The sequence below is a fragment of the Lactobacillus sp. HBUAS51381 genome (genome assembly GCF_012641095.1).
Taxonomy (GTDB): Bacteria; Bacillota; Bacilli; order Lactobacillales; family Lactobacillaceae; genus Levilactobacillus.
The window spans coordinates 69366-87664 of sequence record NZ_JAAVSC010000003.1 but is presented as its reverse complement, the minus strand read 5'-3'; the positions used below and the strand labels follow the sequence as shown (position 1 = coordinate 87664).

Sequence of the window (18299 nt, the reverse complement as noted above, 5' to 3'; positions counted from 1 at the left end):
AAAGCGCAACGAAAAAACTGCGGTTAACCAACGGATAGTGCTGGTTAATCGCAGTTTTGATTTTAACTGAATGTTGAAGTTTTTAAATCTTAGCTAGAACGTTGCCGGAATCGGTAAGGCTTCCTGCTGACTGAAATCGTCGTGAGGGAACTTACGTTGGAGAGCGGCAACCAGTAAGTGTTTGGCAATCTCGCCGTTACGGGTCAGGATGGGGCCGTGGAAGTAGGAGCAGTAGACGTTCTTGTAAATCGCGCCTTCCGTTCCATCTTCGCCATTATTGCCCTTACCACTGACCACGTTGCCCAGTGGTCGTTCGTTCTTGCCCAGATAGGTCAACCCTTGATGGTTTTCGAAGCCGTGGTAAGTTTCGCCGGTTTCCTGATTCTTGATCACGATGTCGCCGATAAACCGGTTGTGATCCTGGGCCAACGTATAGTGGTCCAACGCGCCAATGCCGGGCAGTTTCTCGCCATCGGCCCCGATGTAGTAGTGACCGAGCAGCTGGAAGCCCCCGCAGATAGCCAACAGGGGACCGCCAGATTCGATGAACTTGGTCAGCTCAGCCTTCTTGGTTTGAATATCCTGAGAGACAATGGTCTGTTCAAAGTCTTGGCCACCGCCGAAGAAGGCGAGGTCATAATCGGCCGCCCGAAAGTCTTCTTCCAGGCTGACAATCTTGACGTTTAAATGCACATCCATTTGCTTGGCATAGTAGTTTAATGCCAAAATGTTACCGACATCCCCATACGTATTCATGAGGTTACCGTAGAGATGTGCCACGTTTAATTCGTAGGTCATACGCCCAACCCCTCCTTGATGTAGCCCTTATCGGCTAAAATCTTTCGCATTTGTAGCATGGCGGTGTAGGTGGCCAGAACGTAAACGCGTTCCGTGGGCACCTTCTTAATCTCCGCCACGACTTTTTCCAAATCAGGTTCGACAATGTGGCGATCATCCGGAATTCCCGCGACCTTCAGTCTAAACGTGATGTCCTTGTAGCGTTCGCCACCGGTAATAACGGTCGGAATGTTGCGCTTTGCGAGTTGCTCGAAGTCACCATCCCAGATCCAACTGGTGTCGATGCCATCGGCATAGTTGGCGTTCAATAAGCCAACCAGTGAGAATTTCTGCTTGTCGGTGCCAATCATGTGGAGCACTTGGTCCAGTCCGACAGGGTTCTTGACCAAGATGATCGTGACCTGCTTGCCATCCACGTCGATGACCTCTTGCCGGCCGAAGACCTGTTGATTACCGGTAAAGGCACGCGCGATCTGGGCCGGAGCCACCCCCATGAAGCGACCCACGGCGTAAGCAGCGAGCGCGTTGTAGATGTTGTAGGTCCCGCCGACGCCAATCTTAAAGGCATGGCCGTCGACTTCGAATTCAGAGGAGGTCGGCGTCTGTTCGCCCAACTGCGTCAAACGGTAGGTCAATTCTGGCCGTTCGAAGCCACAGTTTGGGCAGAAATACTTGCCCTGGTTGCTGTAGGTCAACGAATGGTAATGTAAAATGTGTTCGCAGACGGGGCACAGGACGCCATCCGTATTGGGTTTGGCCTTCAGGTCCTGATCGGGCTGGTCGTCAAAGCCGTAGTATTCGATGGGATTCGGCAGTTCCTTGGAGTGGAAGATCGGTGAATCCCCATTGGCGATGATCGTGGCGTTGGGCGCCAGGGCCACCCCGTCGAGAATCTTTTGGTAAGTCGTGTAGATTTCGCCGTAGCGGTCCATTTGATCGCGGAAGATGTTGGTGAATACGAAGACTTTGGGTTCGATGTACTGGGTCACCTTGATGACGTTGGCCTCATCGACTTCCAGGACGGCCAAGGGACGACCGGTCTTGGGATTCTTAGCGTTTAAAAATGTGGTGACAATCCCTTGTTCCATGTTAGAACCGGTAGGGTTGGTGAGAATGGTGGGGTACTTTTGGTGAAGGACGGAGACCGTGAGTGCGGTGGTCAGCGTCTTACCGTTAGTCCCGGTAATGACGATGACATCGTACTTGGCACCCAGCGTCCGTAAAATGTTGGGGTCCAGCTTCAGGGTAATCTTCCCGGGCAGAGAACTCCCCCCGTGGAGAAATGTGTGGAGAAACCAGTAAGAGGATTTCCCCGCGAAGGTGGCAAAGCCGCTTCTTAATGACATGGCTATTTCGCTCCTTAATCGCGACAAATTTTTTAGTGTCAGTTCCTTAATTATTCAAGCCCTAATTTTAGCATTTTTTCAACGTTTAGGGGAGAACTACGCCCAACTTTGACAAAATCCCAAGAACTTTGGTCGCGTCACGGTCGAATTTTCGTAGGGAATCAGCTATAATAGATGGAAACTGTCAAAAAGGTGGGAATAACGTGGCGCAGCTATTTTTTCGGTACGGTGCAATGAATAGTGGGAAGACCATTGAAATCTTGAAGGTCGCCCATAACTATGAGGAACAACACAAGCGGGTCATTATCATGACGAGTGGGTTAGATACGCGCGATGAGGTTGGCTATATCGCCAGTCGCATTGGGTTAAAGCGGCAAGCCCATCCGATCTTTGAGAAGACCAATCTGTACGACGAAATCAAGCGGATTGATGCGCACGCCAACTGCGTTTTGATTGATGAAGCCCAGTTCTTGAAGAAGGAACACGTGCTTCAACTGGCCAAAGTGGTGGATGAGTTAAAGATCCCCGTGATGACGTTTGGCTTGAAAAACGATTTTAAAAACGAATTGTTTGAAGGATCGAAGTATTTATTACTGTACGCGGATAAAATCGAGGAAATGAAGACCATCTGCTGGTTCTGTACCAAGAAGGCCATTATGAATCTGCGGTTCCACGACGGTAAGCCCGTGTATGAAGGCGAGCAGGTTCAGATTGGCGGCAATGAGGCCTATTACCCGGTCTGCCGCCGACACTACTTCAATCCGCCTTTGGATCAGATTGGCCAATAGTAGTGCTGGTGCCATCACGAGATAATCAAAAAGAACTGGTACTCGCGGCCAGATATGGTAAGCTGGCTTAGCGAGAGTGACTGTCGTATTTGGCGGCCTAGACGCCATACGACTTTTTGTGCCGCGCTACTCTAGTGGCGGTTACGATCAAGAGAATTTAAGTTAAAAGAAATGAAACGAGGTTAATCGAATGGATGAAATGTTTGACAAGCTCCAAGCCGTAGCCGATCGCTACGATGAGCTGAATGAATTAATCAGTGACCCGGAAGTCATTGCGGATACGCAACGCTTCATGGCACTCTCCAAGGAAGAAGGGGAGCTGCGTGAAACGGTCGACAAGTATCACCAGTATCAAAAAGTCACCCAACAAATTAAGGATGACGATGAAATGCTACGCGAAAAGCTCGACGATGACATGGAGGCCATGGTCAAAGACGAGCTCAAGGACTTAAACGAGCAGAAGGCAAAGCTGGAAGAAGACATCAAGGTCTTACTGTTGCCGAAGGATCCCAACGATGACAAGAACATCATCATGGAAATCCACGGGGCTGCCGGTGGGGATGAAGCCAGCTTATTTGCGGCCGATCTTTTTAGCATGTACTCCAAGTATGCCGAACGCCAAGGCTGGAAGACGGAAATTGTCGATGAGAATGCCACCGAAGTTGGGGGCTTTAAGGAAATCGTCATGATGATTACCGGCGACAAGGTGTACTCCAAGCTGAAGTACGAAAACGGTGCGCACCGGGTTCAACGGGTGCCCGTAACCGAATCGGCTGGGCGGGTTCACACCAGTACCGCCACGGTGGGCGTGATGCCGGAAGAAGAGGATGTGGACATCGATATCGATCCCAAGGATATTCGGACCGATGTGTACCGTTCCTCCGGTGCCGGTGGACAACACATTAACAAGACGTCTTCTGCCGTGCGGATGACCCACTTGCCGACGGGGATCGTCGTGGCCATGCAAGACGAACGGTCACAACAACAAAACCGGGCCAAGGCCATGCAGATTCTGCGGGCGCGGGTCTACGACTACTACAAGCAACAAGAAGAAAGTGCCTACAACGCGGAACGGAAGTCGGCCGTGGGGACGGGGGATCGTTCCGAACGGATTCGGACCTACAACTACCCGCAAAACCGGGTGACCGATCACCGCATTGGTTTGACGTTAAACAAGTTGGACCGGGTGATGAACGGAGAACTCGACGACATTATCGATGCCTTAATTCTGTCCGATCAGGCCGCTAAGCTCGAAGACTTGAAGAACAATGGCTAAGCAACCGACCTATTTGGCCGCATTACGGCAGGGACAGGCCCAGTTGACGGCGGCCAATCAGGATCCCAGCGCGGCCCAATACCTGCTGACGGAAGCCCACGGGTGGACCTTTACACAATTGGTCCTACACTACCGCGAGGCGATGTCGGCGGACGCGGCGCAGGCCTTTCGGCAACAACTGGACCGGGTAGCCGCTGGTGAACCGGCGCAGTACGTTTTGGGTCGGGCTAATTTCTACGGTCGCGACTTTCATGTGACGTCCGCCACGCTGATTCCGCGTCAGGAGACGGAGGAACTGGTGGGGTGGATCTTGACGGCGACCGCTAACACGCCGTTGCAGGTCTTGGACGTGGGAACCGGCAGTGGGGCGGTCGCGGTCACGCTCAAGGCCGAGCGCCCAGACTGGGCTGTGACGGCGAGTGATCTTTCGGTAGCGGCCGTGGCGGTTGCCCGGACGAATGCCCAGCGACTAGCGGCACCGATTACCCTGGTAACGGGGGATCTGTTCGCGCCGGTCGCAGGACAACGGTTCGACGTGATTGTCTCGAACCCACCCTACATTGATCGGGCGGAGATGGCCGTCATGGATGCGTCCGTTAAGCATTACGAACCCGAACAAGCCCTGTATGCGGCGAACCACGGTCTGGCCTTTTACCAACGTTTCGCAACCGAACTGGCAACCTATCTGTTACCGGGTGGCCAGTTTTTTGCCGAGATTGGGTATCGACAGGGGGCGGCGGTCAAGGCCATCTTCGAGACGGCTTTGCCGGCCGCTACGGTGACGATTCGAACAGACATTAATGGTCATGATCGCATGGTGCGGGTACAACTCTAGTTTTTTGGCGATGGGAGAGAAGAGACACTTTATGGAAACTAAAATTTTTCAACCAGATCAAATTGATGAGGCGGCGGCCGCCATTCGCGCCGGTGAACTTGTGGCCTTTCCAACCGAGACCGTCTATGGCTTGGGAGCGGACGCCACGAATGAGGCGGCGGTGAAGCAGGTGTACTTGGCCAAGGGACGCCCTAGCGACAATCCCTTGATTGTCCACGTGACGGGCGAAGACACGGTCAAGCAGTATGCCCAGCCGCTGTCGGACAAGGCCGAGGCTCTAATCAAGGCCTTCTGGCCGGGACCGTTGACGCTGATTTTTAAATTACAACCCGGTAAATTGTCCAAGGCGGTGACCGGGGGACTGGAGACTGCGGCCTTTCGTAATCCCGACAATCAGGTCACCTTGGATTTGATCAAGACGGCCGGTGTGCCGTTGGTTGGTCCCTCTGCCAATACGTCGGGTAAGCCCAGTCCCACGCTGGCTAAGCACGTCTATCACGATCTCAACGGGAAGATTGCCGGCATCTTGGATGATGGACCTACGCAGGTAGGGGTGGAATCGACGGTCTTGGACATGTCGACGCCGGTACCGACCATCTTGCGGCCAGGCGGCGTCACTGAGGAACAGCTAGCTGCCGTGATTGGCACGGTGCAATCCAACCATCATAAGGTCGGTAAGGGTGAAATTCCCAAGGCCCCGGGGATGAAGTACAAACACTATGCACCGAATGCGCAAGTCACCATCGTGGATGACGAGGCCGACTGGCCGGCAGCACTGGCCTGGGCCGCGCAACAATCCGGAACCATTGGCGTCATGGCGTTGGACCGGACGTTAACGCACGAGAAGCTACCAGCCAACACCGAGGCCTTTTCGCTAGGCGCCGATATGGCGAGTGCCAGCCACCGCTTGTTTGCGGGGCTGCGCCACTATGATTTGGAATCACCGGTCACCGGTATTTTGGCGCAAGGATTTGCGGCCGATGGCTTGGGTGCGGCGTACATGAACCGCCTGAACAAGTCAGCGGGGCAACAGCATTTTACAAAATAACGACCTTTAAATGAAACTAGCTAGACCTTAGCTGGTGATACAGGATCCCCCTGGGACGGGTAGATGAAAAATAAGCACGTCATCTACCGGTTTTAGGGAGATTTTTGTGCGCTTTGATGGGCAATCGTGAAGCCGGGCAAACAAAATTATAAGTCTTTTGACGTCGAAAATGAGTGGGACTATGGTTTAATGAATCTAGAAATCTTAAAGAAAGTCGGTGGCAATTGTGGCTGATGAGATTAATCTGTTGGTAACCCTCAATTCAGGCTATTTAGACCCCCTAAAGACCATGTTGTACTCGGTTCACGTGAACAATCCGGACGAGCGGTTTCGCTTGTGGCTTCTGCACGCGAGCCTAACGGAGGCGGAAGTTGCGAGCGTTCGGCAATTAACGACGGCGTTTGGCTGGGCGCTCAGTAATGAAAGGGTCGCCACTGATTTTGCGGCTGGAGTGCCCCTCATCAAACGGTATCCCAAGGAGATGTATTTCCGATTGTTGAGCGGTCAAATTCTGCCAACGACGGTCAAGCGCGTGATTTACTTGGATCCAGATCTACTGGTGATTAATCCGTTACGGCCATTGTGGACGGTAGACCTGCAAGGACACCTACTGGCGGCGGCCGTTCACCGCGGGGTAACGGGGATCATGGATGGCGTTAACCAGTTACGACTGGGCACAACCACCAGTTACTTCAATTCCGGCGTAATGGTGATGGATTTGGACCAAGCGCGGGCCAAGATTAGGTTGCACGATATTATTGCAACGATTCAAAAATACGAAAGTGACTTGATCTTGCCGGATCAAGATATTCTTAACTTCTTGTATGGTGCCGACATTCTGGGGATTCCCGAAGAAGTTTGGAATTATGACACGCGTAAGTACTTGTCCTATCAAACGCGAAGTCTTAATCAACATGAGATTCACTGGGTGATGGCGAACACGGCGATTATTCATTATTGTGGAACGCCTAAGCCCTGGGAGTTGGCGAGTGATAGTAAGTTTACTGGCTTATTTTTACATTATCAGCGTTTGCAACAACGATTGGTTGCGCGATTAAACCGTGACTGAGTGAGCGGACGACCGGCTAGTTTTCTAAGAAAATGGGCACTAACGGTCGCGGCTGGTCGTCGTGATATAAAAAAATAAATAACGGCGTGTTTTCCCCGTAGCCCAATGAAATTTGGTAAAATGGGGACAACTACAGTTCAGGAGGGATCGCCAGTGAATTTTAAAGAACAAGATCCAGCGTTATGGCAAGCCATTGCCCACGAGGAACAACGACAAGAGGACACCATCGAACTCATTGCCTCGGAAAACATCGTGAGTCACGCTGTTCGTACCGCTCAGGGCTCTGTCTTAACCAACAAATACGCCGAGGGCTACCCGGGTAAACGTTATTACGGGGGCACCCAGTACATTGATGTGGTTGAGCAGCTCGCCATTGATCGCGCTAAGAAGCTGTTTAACGCCGAATACGCTAACGTCCAACCCCATTCCGGATCACAGGCGAATCAGGCCGCCTATGCGGCATTTTTGAAGCCTGGCGACACCATCTTAGGGATGGGTCTGGACGCCGGTGGGCATTTAACCCATGGTGCCAAGGTTAACTTCTCCGGGAAGCTCTACGAAGCCTACAGTTACGGCTTGAATTCCGAGACGGAACTCCTGGACTACGACATGATCCGTGATCTGGCCTTAAAAGTGAAGCCGCAGATGATTGTGGCTGGGGCTTCGGCTTACTCGCGCACGATTGATTGGCACGCCTTTCGGGCGATTGCCGACGAGGTTGGCGCTTACTTAATGGTCGACATGGCCCACATCGCCGGATTGGTGGCCGCCGGGCTACATCCGAGTCCGGTGGGAATTGCCGACGTGGTGACGACCACGACGCACAAAACCTTACGGGGTCCCCGTGGCGGACTGATTCTATCTCAAGCGGAGAATGCCAAACGGATCAATTCGGCCGTGTTCCCTGGCACCCAGGGCGGCCCCTTAGAACACGTCATTGCCGGTAAGGCGGCGGCATTCTTTGAGGATCTTCAGCCGAACTTTAAGGACTATGCCCAGCAGATTATCACGAACGCGGCGGCAATGGCCGATGAATTTAACCAATTGCCCACCGTACGCGTCGTCTCGGGTGGTACGGACAATCATTTGATGACACTTGATCTGTCAGCCACTGACCTAAACGGTAAGCAGGCACAGGAGTTGTTGGATAGCGTGATGATTACCACAAACAAAGAAGCCATTCCGAACGAAAAACTGAGCCCGTTCAAGACGTCCGGGATTCGCTTAGGCACGCCAGCGATTACGACCCGCGGCTTTAACGCCGACGAATGTCGTGAAGTGGCCCAGCTCATCGTCAAGACACTCTTGCATCCTAACGATGAGGCGGTCCTGACTGAGGTGAAGACCCAGGTTCACAAGTTGACTCAGGCACATCCCTTGACGGCTTTACCATAATTTTTCTGAAAAAACGTTTTCATTCAAAAATTATGCGTTCTGGTAGCGTAGATAATGGTACAATTGTAAGAAATCATAAAGGAGCGTTTATTCATGGGGAAGTTTCAAGTACTCGACCACCCGTTGATTCAACACAAATTAACTATTATTCGGAATAAGAACTGCGGTACCCGCAGTTTCCGCGAGGTGGTTAATGAAATCTCGACTTTAATGGCTTACGAAGTGTCGCGTGATATGCCATTACAGGATAAGGTTATTGAAACGCCGGTGGCCAAGATGACCGCCAAGGAACTTGCTGGTAAGAAGGTGGCGATTGTGCCAATCTTACGTGCAGGTATCGGCATGGTCGATGGGATCTTAGAGTTGATCCCCGCTGCAAAGGTCGGTCACATTGGGATGTACCGTGACGAAGAGACGCTGCAGCCCCATGAATATTTTGTTAAGATGCCTTCTGACATCGATCAACGACAAATTTTCATCGTCGATCCAATGCTCGCCACGGGTGGCTCCGCCATCATGGCGATCGATGCGTTGACGAAGCGTGGTGCTAGCGAAAAGAACATGAAGTTCGTGTGCCTCGTATCTGCGCCTGAAGGGGTTAAAGCCCTACGCGAAGCTCACCCGGATGTCGATATTTATGCGGCAGCCTTGGATGATCACTTGAACGAAGATGGCTACATCGTCCCTGGTTTGGGCGATGCTGGTGATCGTTTGTTTGGGACGAAGTAAACTTTAAAGAGATTCAGCTGCGGGCTGAGTCTCTTATTTATTTTCCGAAATGGGGGTGGTGCGCCGTTTGCACCAGATTTTCTTGGATTTATGCGGCAGACGATGGCCGTTTGCGGCTTGACCGGACGCATTTACAGAAAATCTCCTTGACAAGTCACGGTTATTATGGGGCTACTTGCGCGCGCAAACAGGATGTGAAAACGGTTACGAACCTTTTCAGCACTAAGTTTATCCAACTTCCGAATAATGTTTAGAGTATAAAAAATTGTTTTGTTTTTTAGCTGAATTGGTGGTATCATTTCCAGTGTATTTGAATGGAGCGCTCGCTTCGTTCACTATTCCGCATTTCTCGAAAGAAAACTTGATGAAAACGTTGGGTGAAACCTTCGAGAAACCGCGTCCATATAGTGTTGAAAAGAGGTGATATTCGGTGAATGATGGTCCAGTTTCGACCTTCCAATTTCTGGGATTGACGTTTAGTACGGCAAACATTGCATCTGCATCAATTGTTTTTGTTTTGGTGGTTGCCTTAGTATTCTTCACTTCCAGACATTTGGCCATGAAGCCAACCAAGGGGCAAAACTTTTTGGAATGGCTGATTGATTTTACCAACGGAATTTTGAAGGGGTCCATTCCTACCAAGGAAATTGGTGGTTTTGGATTGTATGGTTTCACTTTATTTATCTTCCTGTTCCTGTCTAACGAATTGGGTTTAATGTTCAATATCGCGATGCCGAACGGTGCCACCATCGTCCGGAGTCCAACGTCTGATCCAATCACGACGCTGACTTTCTCATTGATGACGTTGATGCTTGCGCAGTTTGCAGGGATAAATAAATTGGGTTACAAGACCCACTTTGAGAACTACTTGAAGCCTTTCAAGGTCTGGATAGTTATCAGTATCTTTGAAGAGTTCACAAACTTCTTAACGTTGGGTCTACGTATCTTCGGGGTTATCTTCTCAGGTGAAATGTTACTGGGGATAATCTGGAAGCTCGCAGCGTCACATGGCATCGCAACGATGATAGTCGCTGTACCACTCGAAATGGCTTGGCAAGGATTCTCCGCATTCTTGGGAGCAATCCAGGCCTTCGTCTTCGTTACGTTGTCATCAGTTTACATTTCTCAGAAGCTTGAAGTTGAGGAATAAAGTCTTTTTATAATTTAAGGAGGAAACAAAGATTATGGGAGCTATTGCAGCTGGTATCGCTATGGCCGGAGCCGCTATTGGTGGTGGTGTAGGTGACGGTCTTATTATCGCCAAAATGCTAGAAGGTATGGCCCGTCAACCTGAACTTTCAGGTCAATTACGGACGAACATGTTTATCGGTGTTGGGCTTGTTGAAGCTATGCCTATCATTGCCTTCGTTGTTGCTTTGATGGTTATGAACAAGTAGTTTTAGACACGATGATGTTTATATCTGATAGTAAAAGGAGGTGTCAATAGATGCTCTCACATTTAGTGGTTGGCGCAGGGCTTTACTTCGGTGATTCAATTTTCTACGTTATCACGTTCTTACTGTTACTGTGGATTGTTAAGGTACTGGCTTGGAAGCCAGTAACCAAGATGATGCAGGATCGGGCCGACAAGATCAGCAATGATATCGACTCCGCTGAAAGCTCACGGAATGAAGCGGCTGATTTAGTTCAGAAGCGGCAAACCGCGTTAGCTAATTCACGATCCGAAGCACAGACGATTGTTAACGATGCGAAGACCAATGGTCAACAGCAACGTGAACAAATCGTGACACAAGCTCAAACGGATGCACAGACGTTGAAGCAAAATGCCCAAAAGGACATTGAACAAGAACGCCAAGATGCCCTGGTCAATGCCCGCAATGACGTGGCGGACCTATCTATTGAGATTGCTTCCAAGATCATTCAACGAGAATTGAAAGCTGACGATCAAAAGGCATTAATTGATTCTTATATCGAAGGGTTGGGGAAGCAACATGAGTCTTAATAGGGCAACTGTAGCGAAACGCTACGCAAAAGCATTATTTGAACTGTTGTCCGAAAAAGACCAACTGGAGTCAGGCTTCACAGAGCTCAAAGAACTTCGAAGTATCTTCCAGGACAACCCGCAATTGAGCACTTTGCTCTCAGACGCTAGCCTGCAGGTTGCTGAACGTGACGCTTTAGTGCAACCGTTACTGAAAGACGCATCGCCATATATCAAGAACTTTGTTCAAATGGTATATGACTATGGCCGGATGGAAAACGTGGTAGATATCGTTGACCAATTCCAAGCCATGTATGATGAGGCGAACCATACGGTTTACGCTGAAGTAACCACGGCAGTGCCTTTGACTGACGACCAAAAGACGCAGATTGAGACGTCTTACGCCAAGCGCGTGGGGGCCGACAAGGTTATTTTGTCGAGCCAAGTCGATCCCGCTGTGATTGGTGGCGTCGTCGTTAAAGCCGCTGACACGGTTCTTGATGGTAGCTTAAGAACAAAAATCAATCGTTTACGGCAGCAACTGCTAGCATAACGAATTCGGTAATAAAGAGGTGAAACTTTCATGAGCATTAAAGCTGAGGAAATCAGTGCTCTAATTAAACAACAATTAGAAAGCTACAAGGATGAAATCTCAGTTGAAGAAACTGGTACGGTTACTTACGTTGGTGACGGTGTTGCTCGGGCCCACGGCTTGAACAATGCGTTGCAAGGTGAGTTGCTGTTGTTTGATAACGGGGTTTATGGGATGGTCCAAAACCTCGAATCCAGTGACGTTGGTATCGTTGTCTTGGGTGATTTTACTGGAATCACTGAAGGCGATTCTGTTAAGCGGACTGGACGGATCATGGAAGTTCCCGTTGGCGATCAATTAATCGGTCGGGTTGTTAACCCACTGGGCCGGCCAATTGACGGTAAAGGGGACATTTCCACGGACAAGACGCGGCCAATCGAACACAAAGCACCTGGTGTTATGGAACGGCAAGGGGTTAACGAACCTCTTCAAACCGGGATTAAAGCCATTGATGCCTTGGTTCCAATTGGACGTGGTCAGCGTGAATTGATCATCGGTGACCGGAAGACTGGGAAGTCCTCTATTGCCATCGACACGATCATTAACCAAAAGGATCAAAACATGATCTGTATCTACGTTGCCATTGGTCAGAAGGCTTCTACGGTGCGTGCCCAAGTCTCAACGTTGGAGAAATTCGGCGCCATGGACTACACGATTGTCGTTACCGCTAGTCCTTCCGAACCAGCGCCAATGCTATACATCGCGCCATATGCCGGTGCTGCCATGGGTGAAGAGTTCATGCACAACGGCAAGCACGTTTTGATCGTTTATGATGATTTAACCAAGCAAGCCGATGCTTACCGTGAACTCTCTTTGATTTTACGGCGGGCACCAGGTCGTGAAGCATATCCTGGTGATATCTTCTACACCCACTCTCGTTTGCTGGAACGGGCTGCGAAGTTAAGTGACGAGCTCGGTGGTGGTTCCATGACGGCGTTGCCTGTCATTGAAACCAAGGCCGGGGACGTTTCTGCTTACATCCCAACCAACGTTATTTCAATCACCGATGGTCAAATCTTCCTGAACAGTGATTCATTCTATTCTGGTATTCGGCCAGCTATGGATGCCGGGACTTCTGTTTCCCGGGTTGGTGGTGACGCCCAGATTAAAGCCATGAAGAAGGTTGCCGGGACGTTGCGGTTGGACTTATCTGCCTACCGTGAACTGGAATCTTTCGCCCAATTCGGTTCTGATTTGGATGCCGCAACCAAGGCTCGACTAGACCGTGGTGCACGGACCGTGGAAGTCTTGAAGCAAGGCTTGCATGAATCCGTTCCAGTTGCCAAGGAAGTTATCATCTTGTTTGCGTTGACTCATGGTCACTTGGACAAGCTCGAAATTGAGGACGTTTTACGTTACCAAAACGAGTTGTTCGACTACATGGATGCCAGCCATCAAGACATCGAAGACACGATCACCAAGACGGGGAATCTGCCTGAAGGCGACGCCCTGGAAGATGCTATTGCTGAATTCGATGAAACTTTCCAACCAACTGCTAAGGCCGACAATCAGGCGGCTGACACGGCTAATTAAGATTACTTGAAGGAAGGATGGTGAGAAATAATGGCTGAATCAATTCATGACGTTCAACGTCGAATTAATTCCACGAAAGCAACCCGTCAGATTACGGCGGCGATGCACATGGTTTCGACCGCGAAGTTAAATAAGATTCAGAAACACGCAGTCGGCTACCAAGACTATGTTTCGAAAGTTAAGGCTGTCGTTATGCATCTTTCACAGTCTCATCTGTTAGATAATTCCTCAAGTAGCCTACAGTCGAACCGTCCAGTAAAGAAAACCGCATATTTAGTGATCACCTCCGATCGTGGAATGGTGGGGAGCTATAATAGTAGCGTGCTCCGTGAAGCCAATACGTTCATCAAAGAACGGACACCCAATCCTGACGACTACATGGTGTTAGCCGTTGGGGGAACCGGGGCTGACTTCTACCGGAACCGTGGAATCAACGTGGCTTATGAATACCGTGGGGTCAGCGACGTTCCCGAATTTAACGAAATTCGAGAAATCGTTAAGACCGTCACCACGATGTTTGACAATGAGGTGTTTGATCAACTCTTTGTCTGCTACAACCACTTTGTGAACCGGATTTCATCCCGTTTTCGGGCTGAAAAAATGCTACCAGTCGACAAGGAAACCTTGTCCTCTGATGCGGCAAACGATACGCAAGCTGCACCTTTAACGGCTGAATACGATACTGAACCTTCCGAAGAAGAAGTGTTACAGGTCGTGCTGCCACAATACGCAGAAAGCTTAGTTTATGGTGCGATCTTGGACGCGAAGACTTCCGAACATGCATCCAGTTCTAACGCGATGCAATCAGCCACTGATAATGCCGATGATTTGATTGATACGTTGCAACTGCACTACAACCGTGCACGGCAAGCAGCGATTACCACTGAAATCACTGAAATTACCGGTGGTCAGGAAGCCTTAAATAATTAATGACGGGAGGAATTAACGAATAATGAGTGCTGGTAAAATTGTTCAAGTTATCGGACCTGTTGTTGACGTTGAATTCCCACTGAATGATGAATTACCTGACATCAACACCGCCCTTAACATCAAAAAAGATGATGGTAGTATCCTTGTAACCGAAGTTGCCTTGGAATTAGGTGACGGGGTTATGCGGACGATTGCCATGGACGGTACCGATGGTCTTCGCCGCGGGATGGAAGTTGAAAACACAAAGGCTTCGATTTCTGTTCCTGTTGGTGATGACACGCTTGGTCGGGTGTTCAACGTTTTGGGGAACCCAATTGACGGCGGTGCCGAATTTGGACCAGACGCAGAACGGATGCCTATTCACCGTGATGCACCGAAGTATGACGAATTAAACCCTACGACTGAAATCCTGGAAACGGGTATCAAGGTTATTGACTTACTCGAACCTTACGTTCGTGGTGGGAAGATTGGGTTGTTCGGTGGTGCCGGTGTTGGTAAGACCGTTTTAATTCAAGAATTAATTCATAACATTGCACAAGGCCATAACGGGATTTCCGTCTTCACCGGTGTTGGTGAACGGACCCGTGAAGGTAACGATATGTACTGGGAAATGAAGGGCTCCGGTGTTCTGAAGCAAACGGCCATGGTTTATGGTCAGATGAACGAACCACCTGGTGCCCGGATGCGGGTGGCCTTGACTGGTTTGACCATTGCGGAATACTTCCGTGATGTTAAGGGCCAAGATGTGCTGCTCTTCATCGATAACATTTTCCGGTTCACGCAAGCCGGTTCTGAAGTTTCTGCCCTGTTGGGTCGGATTCCTTCAGCCGTTGGTTACCAACCAACGTTGGCTACTGAAATGGGTCAGTTACAGGAACGGATCACGTCGACGAAGAAGGGGTCAATCACCTCGATCCAAGCCGTTTACGTGCCTGCCGATGACTATACCGACCCTGCACCTGCCACGACTTTCGCCCATTTGGATGCCACGACTAACTTGGAACGTGCTTTGACGCAACAAGGGATTTACCCAGCCGTGGACCCATTGGCTTCAACGTCAACGGCCTTGGCCCCTGAAATCATCGGTCAAGAACACTATGACGTGGCTACGGAAGTTCAACACGTCTTGCAACGGTACCATGAATTGCAAGATATCATCTCTATCTTAGGGATGGATGAACTTTCTGAAGAAGAACAAACGATTGTTAACCGTGCTCGGCGGATTCAATTCTTCCTGTCGCAACCATTCTCCGTGGCTTCACAGTTTACGGGTATGGACGGGAAGTACGTGAAGTTATCCGATACCATCCGGAGTTTCAAGGAAATCTTAGCTGGTAAGTATGATGACCTACCAGAAGATGCTTTCCGGAACTGTGGTGCTATCGAAGACGCCGTTGAGAAGGCTAAGCAAATGAACGCTGCCGTTGCCAACAGCTAGGGAGGGATTCTAATTGGCTGATAATCAATCAGTATTATCCGTTAGTATCGTAACCCCAGATGGCCGGGTCTATGAACACGATGGTGAGCTCTTAGTCATCAAGACTAAGCTAGGTCAACTCGGAATCATGCCCAATCACGTGCCCGTCATTTCCTCTTTGGAAGTCGACGAGGTGCGGATCAAACATGATGGTGAAGAAGATGAAGTTGCCGTTAACGGTGGCTTCCTCGAATTCTCCGATAATGTCGCCACCATTGTTGCCGACAGTGCGGAACGTCAAGACGATATTGACGTCGGTCGTGCCGAGAGTGCTCGGGATCGTGCGCAAGCTGCCATTAAAAAGGCACAAGACGAACACGATGCGGATACTTTGGCACGGGCTGAGGTCGCTTTGCGGCGGGCCATTAACCGAATTAACGTCGCCAATCATTAAGCACAAGCATAAGTCTTCAAAAAAACCATTCTCGCTAACGGGAGTGGTTTTTTTTGACCGAAAATTTGTAGAAGTGGGTACGATTGGTTTTCTTCGTAATCGCACATGCCAATGGTTTTGCTGCATAAATTTTACGATTGGTATAGAAGTGCACGAAAGGAAAGTTCGGTTTTTCCGTTGCGAGGGTGAACGACAGCGACGATCAATTGGCAGCCAAGATTGTTCACCCTATACGTCTTGAGATGCTATCAGTACTGAAGAGGCTAATCTTTTGAATATCTTATAGTTTGTTCAGTTATAAAAGTTAATAAAGCCAAATGTAATATTACAAACGCCGATTTTGCTGGAATTTCAAGGACAGGGACGAAAAATTATGCTATAGTTGGTGAGAATGTTTAGAAAGGATTGAGTTAATGAAACTTATCGGGTTGCAGGGGATTTTAACGATTATTAGTCATTTGACCTTTATCGCACTCGCATTTTGGGCGATATCGGCGTTGCACATTGAACGGCTAATGTCGGTATACCCACGTCAAGCGCGCGTTGTGATTGTGATGCTTTCGGTTGCAATAGGGTATGGCTGTAGCTCGTTCTTCCTAGACTTCATCAATAACGTTCGTAATCTGGGCTATTTACTTTAGCAAGCCCAAAAATTCTTTTGGAGGTATCCCATGGAAAAAATTATTGTTCATGGTGGGAACCGCTTAACTGGTGAGGTAAATATCGAAGGGGCAAAGAATGCCGTATTGCCAATTCTGGCGGCCTCGATTTTGGGCCAAGATGGACTCACCCATTTAGCAAATGTTCCAGTGTTATCCGATGTGTATACGATGAATAAGGTTTTACGTTTCCTCAATCTACGGGTTGACTTTAACGAAAAGCAGCGAGAAGTTACCATCGATGCAACCCACCAGGTATCCAGTGAAGCACCATTTGAATACGTTTCCAAGATGCGTGCGTCGATCGTTGTCATGGGCCCACTGTTGGCACGTTTGGGTCATGCTCGGGTAGCCTTACCGGGTGGTTGTGCGATCGGTACGCGGCCAATTGATCTGCACCTGAAGGGATTAGAAGCTTTGGGTGCGCGAATTGAGCAGCATGATGGCTTTATTGAAGCCTTTGCTGAACAATTGAAAGGAACCCATATTTATCTAGATTTCCCTAGTGTTGGGGCCACCCAAAACATTATGATGGCGGCCTGTCTCGCAAAGGGCACGACTGTGATTGATAATGTTGCCCGTGAACCTGAAATCGTGGACTTGGCTAACGTCTTAAACAAGATGGGGGCTCATGTTCGGGGTGCCGGGACGGAAACGTTGCGAATCGATGGCGTCGAAAAAATGCACGGGACCGAGCACAACGTGGTTCAGGATCGCATCGAAGCCGGGACCTTTATGGTTGCGGCGGCGCTGACCCAAGGTAACGTGCTCATTAAAGATGGGATTGTTGAACATAACAAGCCATTAATTTCTAAATTACAGGAAATGGGTGCTCGGGTGACCGAGGAAGCTGGCGGCATCCGCGTGATTGGTCCAGAAAAGTTACGACCAACAGACGTTAAAACGTTGCCATATCCTGGCTTTCCAACCGATATGCAGCCCCAGATGACCATTTTGCAGTTGGTTGCTGAGGGAACCAGTACAATGACGGAGACCGTGTTTGAGAATCGCTTCATGCACCTAGAAGAATTACGGCGGATGAATGCCCAGTTCCAAATCAACGGTCGGACAGTGGTTATGCATGGACCAACGGACTTTAACGGGGCCGAAGTGGCGGCTACAGACTTACGGGCTGCCGCAGCGTTAGTTCTGGCCGGCTTAGTTGCTGATGGCTACACGCAGGTCACGAACCTGAAGTATCTGGATCGCGGCTACTACGACTTCCACAAGAAGTTGACGGCACTGGGAGCCGAAGTCAAACGGGTTGATTTCCCCGAAGACGATACGGTTGTCCTGAAGAACGCACATGTTAAAAACTAGAACTTATTTGGGGCGGCATTCTTGGCCGTCCTTTTTATTTCGCTCTGGAAATGGGAGCCGACTTGAAACGTTAACAATTTGTTTAGTTCCACGGTATCCTAGAGAAACCGTTTAGAGTTCGTGAAGATTATGGTATAATGAAATGTTGAAAATTGGCATTAAAAATCA

At 49.6% G+C, this 18299-nt stretch carries 19 protein-coding genes; 17 read left to right on the top strand and 2 right to left on the bottom strand.

The window, feature by feature from the left end:
• Positions 1 to 93: 93 nt before the first annotated feature.
• On the bottom strand, positions 94 to 798 hold the full coding sequence (locus HEQ50_RS01945) for a type 1 glutamine amidotransferase (RefSeq protein WP_168898780.1): 705 nt from the start codon (positions 796 to 798) through the stop codon (positions 94 to 96).
• Positions 795 to 2144, bottom strand: coding sequence for a Mur ligase family protein (locus HEQ50_RS01940; protein ID WP_168898779.1), 1350 nt, complete (start codon positions 2142 to 2144; stop codon positions 795 to 797). The genes HEQ50_RS01945 and HEQ50_RS01940 overlap by 4 nt, the downstream gene beginning before the upstream one ends.
• 203 nt (positions 2145 to 2347) lie before the next feature.
• Here HEQ50_RS01940 and HEQ50_RS01935 point away from each other — a divergent pair, with 203 nt between their 5' ends.
• The 17 genes from HEQ50_RS01935 (at position 2348) to murA (ending at position 18131) form a co-directional block, all read left to right on the top strand.
• The gene (locus tag HEQ50_RS01935; protein WP_168898778.1) at positions 2348 to 2932 is read left to right on the top strand and encodes a thymidine kinase; all 585 of its coding nucleotides are present in this window, start codon (positions 2348 to 2350) and stop codon (positions 2930 to 2932) included.
• Positions 2933 to 3122: 190 nt separating this feature from the next.
• Positions 3123 to 4208 carry a peptide chain release factor 1 gene (gene prfA, locus HEQ50_RS01930; RefSeq protein WP_168898777.1) on the top strand — a complete coding sequence of 362 codons (1086 nt, stop codon included), beginning with the start codon at positions 3123 to 3125 and terminating at the stop codon, positions 4206 to 4208.
• Positions 4201 to 5043 (top strand): peptide chain release factor N(5)-glutamine methyltransferase, encoded by an 843-nt coding sequence (gene prmC, locus HEQ50_RS01925; protein WP_168898776.1) that lies wholly within the window; start codon positions 4201 to 4203, stop codon positions 5041 to 5043. Before prfA ends, prmC begins: the two co-directional genes overlap by 8 nt.
• A gap of 31 nt (positions 5044 to 5074) precedes the next feature.
• Positions 5075 to 6091, top strand: a complete 1017-nt coding sequence (locus HEQ50_RS01920) for an L-threonylcarbamoyladenylate synthase (RefSeq protein ID WP_168898775.1) — start codon at positions 5075 to 5077, stop codon at positions 6089 to 6091.
• A 226-nt stretch (positions 6092 to 6317) separates the two neighbouring features.
• The gene (locus HEQ50_RS01915; RefSeq protein WP_168898774.1) at positions 6318 to 7160 is read left to right on the top strand and encodes a glycosyltransferase family 8 protein; all 843 of its coding nucleotides are present in this window, start codon (positions 6318 to 6320) and stop codon (positions 7158 to 7160) included.
• Positions 7161 to 7313: 153 nt separating this feature from the next.
• Positions 7314 to 8555: a serine hydroxymethyltransferase gene (gene glyA, locus HEQ50_RS01910; RefSeq protein ID WP_168898773.1), complete on the top strand. Its 1242-nt coding sequence runs from the start codon at positions 7314 to 7316 to the stop codon at positions 8553 to 8555.
• Positions 8556 to 8648: 93 nt separating this feature from the next.
• A complete protein-coding gene (gene upp / locus HEQ50_RS01905) occupies positions 8649 to 9284 on the top strand; it encodes a uracil phosphoribosyltransferase (RefSeq protein WP_168898772.1) in 636 nt (211 codons plus the stop codon).
• A gap of 430 nt (positions 9285 to 9714) precedes the next feature.
• Entirely contained in the window at positions 9715 to 10434 is a 720-nt protein-coding gene (atpB, locus tag HEQ50_RS01900) for a F0F1 ATP synthase subunit A (RefSeq protein WP_168898771.1), read from the top strand.
• A 34-nt stretch (positions 10435 to 10468) separates the two neighbouring features.
• A complete protein-coding gene (atpE, locus tag HEQ50_RS01895) occupies positions 10469 to 10681 on the top strand; it encodes a F0F1 ATP synthase subunit C (RefSeq protein ID WP_168898770.1) in 213 nt (70 codons plus the stop codon).
• 50 nt (positions 10682 to 10731) lie between these two features.
• Positions 10732 to 11247, top strand: coding sequence for a F0F1 ATP synthase subunit B (gene atpF / locus HEQ50_RS01890; RefSeq protein WP_168898769.1), 516 nt, complete (start codon positions 10732 to 10734; stop codon positions 11245 to 11247).
• Positions 11237 to 11779: an ATP synthase F1 subunit delta gene (gene atpH / locus HEQ50_RS01885; protein WP_168898768.1), complete on the top strand. Its 543-nt coding sequence runs from the start codon at positions 11237 to 11239 to the stop codon at positions 11777 to 11779. Before atpF ends, atpH begins: the two co-directional genes overlap by 11 nt.
• 30 nt (positions 11780 to 11809) lie before the next feature.
• The gene (gene atpA / locus HEQ50_RS01880) at positions 11810 to 13351 is read left to right on the top strand and encodes a F0F1 ATP synthase subunit alpha (protein ID WP_168898767.1); all 1542 of its coding nucleotides are present in this window, start codon (positions 11810 to 11812) and stop codon (positions 13349 to 13351) included.
• 30 nt (positions 13352 to 13381) lie between these two features.
• The gene (locus HEQ50_RS01875; protein ID WP_168898766.1) at positions 13382 to 14281 is read left to right on the top strand and encodes a F0F1 ATP synthase subunit gamma; all 900 of its coding nucleotides are present in this window, start codon (positions 13382 to 13384) and stop codon (positions 14279 to 14281) included.
• Positions 14282 to 14303: 22 nt separating this feature from the next.
• Positions 14304 to 15719 (top strand): F0F1 ATP synthase subunit beta, encoded by a 1416-nt coding sequence (gene atpD / locus HEQ50_RS01870; protein ID WP_168898765.1) that lies wholly within the window; start codon positions 14304 to 14306, stop codon positions 15717 to 15719.
• Between the two features lie 13 nt (positions 15720 to 15732).
• A complete protein-coding gene (locus HEQ50_RS01865) occupies positions 15733 to 16152 on the top strand; it encodes a F0F1 ATP synthase subunit epsilon (RefSeq protein ID WP_168898764.1) in 420 nt (139 codons plus the stop codon).
• 413 nt (positions 16153 to 16565) lie between these two features.
• Entirely contained in the window at positions 16566 to 16793 is a 228-nt protein-coding gene (locus tag HEQ50_RS01860) for a DUF1146 family protein (RefSeq protein ID WP_168898763.1), read from the top strand.
• 30 nt (positions 16794 to 16823) lie between these two features.
• Positions 16824 to 18131 carry a UDP-N-acetylglucosamine 1-carboxyvinyltransferase gene (murA, locus tag HEQ50_RS01855; RefSeq protein ID WP_168898762.1) on the top strand — a complete coding sequence of 436 codons (1308 nt, stop codon included), beginning with the start codon at positions 16824 to 16826 and terminating at the stop codon, positions 18129 to 18131.
• Positions 18132 to 18299: the final 168 nt, after the last annotated feature.

Excerpts from the sequence above, each read along its gene's own strand:
- HEQ50_RS01875 (WP_168898766.1), top strand. The coding sequence starts at position 13,382 with ATGGCTGAATCAATTCATGACGTTCAACGTCGAATTAATTCCACGAAA.
- HEQ50_RS01860 (WP_168898763.1), top strand. The coding sequence starts at position 16,566 with ATGAAACTTATCGGGTTGCAGGGGATTTTAACGATTATTAGTCATTTG.
- upp (WP_168898772.1), top strand. The coding sequence starts at position 8,649 with ATGGGGAAGTTTCAAGTACTCGACCACCCGTTGATTCAACACAAATTA.
- atpA (WP_168898767.1), top strand. The coding sequence starts at position 11,810 with ATGAGCATTAAAGCTGAGGAAATCAGTGCTCTAATTAAACAACAATTA.
- HEQ50_RS01940 (WP_168898779.1), bottom strand. The coding sequence starts at position 2,144 with ATGTCATTAAGAAGCGGCTTTGCCACCTTCGCGGGGAAATCCTCTTAC.
- atpD (WP_168898765.1), top strand. The coding sequence starts at position 14,304 with ATGAGTGCTGGTAAAATTGTTCAAGTTATCGGACCTGTTGTTGACGTT.
- prfA (WP_168898777.1), top strand. The coding sequence starts at position 3,123 with ATGGATGAAATGTTTGACAAGCTCCAAGCCGTAGCCGATCGCTACGAT.
- atpE (WP_168898770.1), top strand. The coding sequence starts at position 10,469 with ATGGGAGCTATTGCAGCTGGTATCGCTATGGCCGGAGCCGCTATTGGT.
- prmC (WP_168898776.1), top strand. The coding sequence starts at position 4,201 with ATGGCTAAGCAACCGACCTATTTGGCCGCATTACGGCAGGGACAGGCC.
- atpH (WP_168898768.1), top strand. The coding sequence starts at position 11,237 with ATGAGTCTTAATAGGGCAACTGTAGCGAAACGCTACGCAAAAGCATTA.
- murA (WP_168898762.1), top strand. The coding sequence starts at position 16,824 with ATGGAAAAAATTATTGTTCATGGTGGGAACCGCTTAACTGGTGAGGTA.
- HEQ50_RS01920 (WP_168898775.1), top strand. The coding sequence starts at position 5,075 with ATGGAAACTAAAATTTTTCAACCAGATCAAATTGATGAGGCGGCGGCC.
- atpF (WP_168898769.1), top strand. The coding sequence starts at position 10,732 with ATGCTCTCACATTTAGTGGTTGGCGCAGGGCTTTACTTCGGTGATTCA.
- HEQ50_RS01945 (WP_168898780.1), bottom strand. The coding sequence starts at position 798 with ATGACCTACGAATTAAACGTGGCACATCTCTACGGTAACCTCATGAAT.